At 73.6% G+C, this 7040-nt stretch carries 6 protein-coding genes; all 6 read left to right on the top strand.

Annotation, left to right across the window (positions count from 1 at the left end; all coding sequences use genetic code 11):
- Positions 1–40 precede the first annotated feature (40 nt).
- The 6 genes from H9652_RS05460 to H9652_RS05435 all read left to right on the top strand — a co-directional run bounded on the left by H9652_RS05460 (position 41) and on the right by H9652_RS05435 (position 6777).
- Positions 41–994 carry an ABC transporter permease gene (locus H9652_RS05460; protein ID WP_138824082.1) on the top strand — a complete coding sequence of 318 codons (954 nt, stop codon included), beginning with the start codon at positions 41–43 and terminating at the stop codon, positions 992–994.
- 1 nt (position 995) lies between these two features.
- Entirely contained in the window at positions 996–3098 is a 2103-nt protein-coding gene (locus tag H9652_RS05455) for a dipeptide/oligopeptide/nickel ABC transporter permease/ATP-binding protein (RefSeq protein WP_191795357.1), read from the top strand.
- On the top strand, positions 3095–3889 hold the full coding sequence (locus H9652_RS05450) for an ATP-binding cassette domain-containing protein (RefSeq protein WP_191795356.1): 795 nt from the start codon (positions 3095–3097) through the stop codon (positions 3887–3889). The genes H9652_RS05455 and H9652_RS05450 overlap by 4 nt, the downstream gene beginning before the upstream one ends.
- Positions 3890–3961: 72 nt before the next feature.
- A complete protein-coding gene (locus H9652_RS05445) occupies positions 3962–4885 on the top strand; it encodes a dihydrodipicolinate synthase family protein (protein WP_138824079.1) in 924 nt (307 codons plus the stop codon).
- Positions 4882–5949 (top strand): ROK family protein, encoded by a 1068-nt coding sequence (locus H9652_RS05440; protein WP_318243992.1) that lies wholly within the window; start codon positions 4882–4884, stop codon positions 5947–5949. The genes H9652_RS05445 and H9652_RS05440 overlap by 4 nt, the downstream gene beginning before the upstream one ends.
- Positions 5950–6039: 90 nt before the next feature.
- A complete protein-coding gene (locus tag H9652_RS05435) occupies positions 6040–6777 on the top strand; it encodes an N-acetylmannosamine-6-phosphate 2-epimerase (RefSeq protein ID WP_191795354.1) in 738 nt (245 codons plus the stop codon).
- Positions 6778–7040: the final 263 nt, after the last annotated feature.

Genomic DNA, 7040 nt, shown 5'->3' with positions numbered 1-7040 from the left:
CCCCCCCCCCCCCACCCACCCCGACCCCGAGGAGTACCGCGTGACCGCGCTCCTACGACTGACCGGACGACGCCTGCTCGCCCTGCCCGTCATGATCCTGGGCATCACCCTGCTCGTCTTCGTCGTCATGCAGTTCGCGCCCAGCGACCAGGCGACCAACGCCCTCGGCGAGTCCGCCACGGACGCGGCCAAGGAGGCCTACCGGGCGGCGAACGGGCTCAACGACCCGATGCTCGTGCAGTACGGCAACTTCCTGGCCGGCCTCGTGCGCGGCGACATGGGCATGACCGTCCCGCCCTCCCAGCCCGTGAACGAGCTCATCGCCAACGCGTTCCCGCTCACGCTCCAGCTCACGTTCATGGGCCTGGCGATCGCCGTCGTGCTCTCGCTCGTGCTCGGCGTGACCGCCGCCCTCTACCGTGACCGCTGGCCTGACCAGGCCATCCGCGTCCTGTCGATCGCGGGCGTCGCGACGCCGTCGTTCTGGCTCGCCATCCTCCTCATCCAGCAGTTCTCGCTGCGCCTGGACTGGTTCCCCTCGGGCGGGTACACGAACCCCTCGGACGACTTCGGGATGTTCCTCGCCTCGATGTTCCTGCCCGCGCTCTCGCTCGCCATCCCCGTCGCCGCGTCGCTGACCCGCGTGGTCCGCACCGCGATGGTCGAGGAGCTCGACCGCGACTACGTGCGCACCGCGATCGGCTCGGGCCTGCCCCGCGGCGTGGTCGTCGGGCGCAACGTCCTGCGCAACGCGCTCATCACACCCATCACGGTGCTCGGCCTGCGCGTCGGCTACCTCATGGGCGGCGCGGTCATCATCGAGGTCATCTTCGACCTGCCCGGCATGGGCAAGCTCATCCTCAACGGCGTGACCGCGAGCGACACCGCCCTGGTGCAGGGAGTGACGCTGACCGTCGCCCTGACCTTCGTGGTCGTCAACATCCTGGTCGACCTCCTCTACCTCGTCGTCAACCCTCGAATCCGGACGGTGTGACATGCGTCGGAAGCTGACAGAACGACTGTCCCGCCCGGGCCTGCGCCTCGCGGCCCTCCCCCTGGGCTCCAAGATCGCCCTCGGTCTCGTGCTCCTGGTCGCGCTCCTGGCGATCTTCGCCCCGCTCGTCGCGGCCTACGACCCGCTGCAGTCCGGCACGCCGGCCCAGCCGCCGTCGGGCGAGCACTGGTTCGGCACGGACCGCACGGGTCGCGACATCTTCTCGCGCATCGTCTACGGTGCCCGCTACTCGCTCGTGATCGGCCTGGGAGCCACCGCGGTCGCCCTGGTCGCGGGCGCGATCCTCGGCTCGGTCGCCGCGACGGCCCACAAGGCCGTGAGCGAGACCCTCATGCGGATCCTCGACATCATCATGGCCTTCCCGGGCATCGCCCTGGCCGTGGTCTTCGTGGCCGTGTGGGGCAAGTCCCTGCCGGTCCTCATCTTCACGATCGCGTTCCTCTACACCCCGCAGATCGCCCGCATCGTCCGCGCCAACGTGCTCAGCCAGTTCGGCGAGGACTACGTGTCGGCCGAGAAGGTCATCGGCGCGCGGACGTCGCTGATCCTGATGAAGCACGTGGCCCGCAACTGCCTCGCCCCGATCATGGTCTTCGCGACCGTCCTGGTCGCCGACGCGATCGTGTTCGAGGCGAGCCTGTCGTTCATCGGCGCAGGCGTCCAGGACCCCGAGCCCTCGTGGGGCAACGTCATCGCCTACGGCCGCAACCTGCTCCTCAACGGCGGCTGGTGGGCGACCTTCTTCCCCGGCATGGCGATCCTCCTCACGGTCCTCTCCCTCAACGTCCTGTCCGAGGGCCTCACGGACGCGATGGTCCGGCCCGCGGCCCGCAGACCGGCCGAGGCCCGCGCCGCAGCTGCCGAGGACGCCGCGCACGCCACGGACCCGCTCACCGAGCCCGACGCCGACGCCCCCCTCGAGTACACGGGCGGCGCCGACCTGCGCGAGCCGCGCGTGCTCGACGAGCTCGTCGCGGACACCTCGGTCGTCCCCGACCCGGAGCTCGCGGTCGCGGCGGCCGCCGTCCAGCGCGAGGCCCTCGCGGTCCAGCTCGACCGCCTGCGGGTGGCCGAGCGCCACCGCACCGACCGCCTGGTCTACACCGGTGACGCCGCTCCCCTGCTCGAGGTCAAGAACCTCTCGATCAGGTTCCCCGAGCGGCACGGCGACGTGGCCGTCGTGGACGACATCAGCTTCGCGGTGCGTCCCGGCGAGACCATGGCGCTGGTCGGCGAGTCGGGCTGCGGCAAGTCGCTCACGAGCCTCGCGGTCATGGGCCTGCTGCCCGCGTCCGCCCAGGTCACGGGAGAGATCCTGCTCGACGGCGTGGACCTGCTCACCGCGACCCCGGCCCGCCGCAACGCGCTGCGCGGCCACGAGATGGCCATGGTCTACCAGGACGCGCTCAGCTCGCTCAACCCGTCGATGCTGATCCGCACCCAGATGGCCCAGCTCGTCAAGAGGGGCGGGACGCGCACCGCGGTCGAGCTCCTCGAGCTCGTGGGCCTCGACGCCCAGCGCACGCTCAAGAGCTACCCGCACGAGCTCTCGGGCGGGCAGCGCCAGCGCGTGCTCATCGCCATGGCGCTCACGCGCGACCCGCGACTGGTCGTCGCCGACGAGCCGACCACGGCCCTCGACGTCACGGTCCAGAAGCAGGTCGTGGACCTGCTCAACGAGCTCCGCGAGGAGCTCGGGTTCGCGATGGTCTTCGTGAGCCACGACCTGGCGCTCGTCGCGTCGCTCGCACACCGCGTGACGGTCATGTACGCGGGCCAGGTCGTCGAGTCGGCCCCCGTGCCGAGCCTGCTCATGAACCCGCAGCACGAGTACACGCGCGGGCTGCTCGGGGCGGTGCTGTCGATCGAGTCGGGCGCGGAGCGCCTGCACCAGATCCCCGGCACGGTCCCCTCGCCGCGCGACTTCGCGACGGGCGACCGCTTCGCTCCCCGGTCCTCCCGGCCGCAGGACGCGTTCGTGCCCCGTCCCCCGCTGCGCACGCTGCCGGGGACCGACCACCGATACGCCAGCCACACCGAGTCGACCGACAGCGGACTGCTGGTCCAGGAAGGTGCCCGATGAGCGACGACGCTCCTGTCCTGGAGCTCAAGGACGTGCACGTGGTGCACAAGGCCCGCACGGGCAAGCTCTTCCGTCCGGACCGCGTCCACGCGGTCGCCGGGGTCGACATGGCCGTGCGCCGCGGCGAGACCATCGGGATCGTGGGCGAGTCGGGCTGCGGCAAGTCGACGCTCGCCAAGGTCATGGTGGGCCTCCAGGCCCCCACGAGCGGCGACGTCGTGTTCGACGGGCGCAGCGTGCTCAAGCGCAACGCCCGCACCCGCAAGGAGTTCGGGCGCGCGATCTCGATCGTGTTCCAGGACCCGTCGACGGCCCTCAACGGCCGCATGCTGGTGCGCGACATCCTGCGCGACCCGCTCGACGTGCACCAGATCGGCTCGCCCCGGGACCGTGAGCGCCGCGTGAGCGAGCTCCTCGACCTCGTGGGCCTGCCGCAGTCGGCCCTCGACGTGCTGCCCAGCCAGGTCTCGGGCGGTCAGCGCCAGCGTGTGGCGATCGCCCGCGCCCTGGCGCTCGACCCGGACGTGATCGTCGCGGACGAGCCCACGTCGGCGCTCGACGTCTCGGTGCGCGCCCAGGTCCTCAACCTCCTGACGGACCTCAAGGCGCGCCTGAACCTCGGGCTCGTGTTCATCTCGCACGACATCCAGACCGTCCGGTACGTCTCGGACAGGATCGCGGTCATGTACTTCGGGAAGGTCGTCGAGGAGGGCACGGCCGAGGAGGTCTTCGACCGCCCGACGAACGACTACACCCGTACCCTGCTCGGCGCCGCGCCGACCCTGCTCTGACGGTTCCCCCATCCCCCGGTGCCGGGCGGAGGCCCTCCGCCCGGCACCACCGCACCATCCTTGGAGTCCGCTGTGCCCACCACGACCACCTTCTCCGGTGTCATCCCTCCCGTCGTCACCCCGCTCACGGCCGACGGCGAGCTCGACCGCGCGTCGTTCGAGCGCCTCATCACGAGCCAGCTCGACGCGGGCGTGCACGGCCTGTTCGTGCTCGGCTCGTCGGGTGAGGTCGCGTACCTCGACGACGCCCGCCGCTCCCAGGTCATGGAGGCCGCGGTCGAGATCACCGCGGGCCGCGTGCCCGTCATGGCGGGCGTGATCGACCTGACGACGCGCCGCGTCGCGGACCAGGTCCGCCGTGCGCAGGACGCGGGCGTCGACGCGGTCGTCGCGACGGCTCCCCTGTACATCCGCACCAACGACGACGAGATCGAGCGTCATTTCCGTGGCGTCGCCGCGGCGAGCGACCTGCCGCTGTTCGCGTACGACGTGCCCGTGTGCGTGCACTCGAAGCTCGACCTGGGCATGCTGGTCCGCCTGGGCTCGGAGGGCGTCATCGCAGGGGTCAAGGACTCGAGCGGTGACGACGTCGGCTTCCGTCGCCTGGTCGCGGCGAACCGTGCGGCGGGCAGCCCGCTGCGCCTGTTCACGGGTCACGAGGTCGTCGTCGACGGCATGCTCCTGCTCGGCGCCGACGGCGTCGTGCCGGGCCTCGGCAACGTCGACCCGGCGGGCTACGTGCGCCTGTGGGACGCGGCGCAGGCGGGCGACTGGGCCCGGGCCCGCGACGAGCAGGACCGCCTCGCGTCCCTGTTCGAGATCGTCTTCCAGCCCCGCGGCTACAGCGGCGGCGCGAGCGGCCTGGGCGCGTTCAAGACGTCGCTGCAGCTCCTCGGCGTGATCGGGTCCAACGTCATGACGACCCCGGCCCCCGCCCTGGAGGGCGAGGTCGTGGACCAGATCAAGGTGATCCTCGCGGAGGCCGGGCTGCTGTGAGCGTCCCGACCCACCGCACCGCCGTCGGGATCGACCTGGGCGGCACGAAGATCGCCGCGGGTCTCGTCCGCGACGACGGCACGGTCCTCGCCCGGGCCCGGGGCCCCCCCCCCGCCCGGGGGGGGGCGGACGCGATCCTCGACGCGGTCGCTCGCCTGGTCGCGCTCCTCCTGCCCGACGGCGCCGACGCCCCCGGGGTCTCCGGCTCGCCCGACGTCCTGGTCGGGGTGGGCATCGGCTCGGCCGGGGTCATCGACTCGGGCCGCGGCCGCGTCGTGGCGGCGACCGACGCCCTGACGGGGTGGGCGGGCGCCGACCTCGCGGGCGGGACCGCCGCCCGCCTCGCGGCAACGGGCGGACCCGCGGCGGGCCTGCCCGTGCACACCGACAACGACGTGCACGCGCACGCGCTGGGCGAGCACTGGCTGGGGGCGTGCGCGGGGACGCGGACGGCCCTCGTCGTCGCGGCCGGCACCGGGGTCGGGGCGACGCTCCTGCTCGACGGCACGCCCCAGCACGGCGCGCGCCACGTGGCCGGGCACCTGGGCCACCTGCCCGCGGCCGAGGCGGCGGGCCTGCTGTGCACGTGCTCGCGCTCGGGTCACCTCGAGGCGATCGCGTCGGGGCCCGCGCTGCACGCCCTGTACCTGCGGCTCGGCGGCGACCCCACGGTCGAGACCGCTCGGGTCGTGTGCCAGCTCACCGACGTCGACCCGGTCGCGCACCAGGCCGTGGTCCTCGCGGCCACGGCCCTGGGCCGGACGGTGGGCGGCGTCGCGAACATGCTCGACCCCGAGGTCGTCGTGATCAGCGGCGGGCTCGCGGGAGCCGGGAGCCTGTGGTGGGACACCCTGTCCGCCTCGGTCGCGTCCGAGCTCATGCCCGCGCTCGACGGCCTGCCCGTCGTGACCGCGACGCTCGGCGGCGACGCGGCCGTCCTGGGAGCGGCCCGGCTCGCGTTCGTCGCGCACGAGGCGCGAGGCACGTCCGGCGTGCAGGACGTGCCCGTCCACCACGGCACGGCCGAGGCCGTCGCACCGCTCGCCTCGCTCGCAACCCCGTGACCTGGTGCCCCCGTACCCCCTCGTGACCTCGTGACCTCGTGACCTCGTGACCTCGTGACAACCGTCCCCCCTCGCCTCCCGGAGGATCCCGTGACCGACCGTCCGTCGACCGCCCCCGCGCCCACCGCGGGACCGGTGCCCCCCGACCCGCTCGTCGCGCTGCGCGGCGGCCTCGTCGTCTCGTGCCAGGCCTACCCCGGCGAGGCCATGCGGGACCCGCGGACCATGACCCAGGTCGCGCTCGCCGCGGTCCGCGGCGGCGCGGTGGGCATCCGTGTCCAGGGCGTCGCGGACGTCGAGCACGTCACGCACGCGTTCGCCGAGCTCGGGATCACGGCGCCCGTCACGGGGCTCTGGAAGGACGGGACCGACGGCGTCTTCATCACCCCGACCCTGCGCCACGCGGCGGCCGTCGCCCACGCCGGGGCGACGATCGTCGCGATCGACGGGACCCGGCGCCCGCGCCCCGACGGCCTGAGCCTCGCGCAGACCGTCGCGCGCCTGCGCGAGCAGTCGTCCGCCCTGGTCATGGCGGACTGCGGGAGCCTCGACGACGCGCTCGCGGCCCGCGACGCCGGGGTCGACGTCGTCGGGACGACGCTGTCGGGGTACACAGGCGAACGGCCGCGCACCGACGGGCCGGACCTCGAGCTGCTCGCCCAGCTCGTCGACCGCCTCGACGTCCCCGTGATCGCCGAGGGCCGCGTCCACTCCCCCGCCCAGGCGCGCGCCGCGCTCGACGCCGGCGCGTGGGCGGTCGTCGTCGGGACCGCGATCACCCACCCCACGAGCATCACCGGCTGGTTCGTCGACGCCCTCACCGCCTGACGCCCACCGCCATCCCCTCAGCACTTCTCAGCCCCTGACTCGACCCGCCCGACCGCGATCGACCCACCCCGGCCCACCCCGGCCCAGCCCCACCCCGGACCGCCCGCACCGCCGCGGACGACCCGGCCCCGCAACGCCGGACCACGACGGTCCCGCACCTGTCCGCCCGACGCCCGCTCCGCCGTCGGGCACCTCGCACCTGGAGCCCCACAGACCGGACCCCCGCACCCGACTCGGTGCCGAGGCGGAGGTCCGCGGCGGGG

Origin of the sequence: Oerskovia rustica (assembly GCF_014836555.1) — a bacterium.
Taxonomy (GTDB): Bacteria; Actinomycetota; Actinomycetes; order Actinomycetales; family Cellulomonadaceae; genus Oerskovia; species Oerskovia rustica.
Note: the sequence above shows the minus strand (reverse complement) of the source record. Positions and strands in the feature narration are given on the sequence as shown.

Bases quoted from the DNA above. Each gene is read 5' to 3' on its own strand.
- H9652_RS05455 (WP_191795357.1), top strand. From the start codon at position 996: ATGCGTCGGAAGCTGACAGAACGACTGTCCCGCCCGGGCCTGCGCCTC.
- H9652_RS05450 (WP_191795356.1), top strand. From the start codon at position 3,095: ATGAGCGACGACGCTCCTGTCCTGGAGCTCAAGGACGTGCACGTGGTG.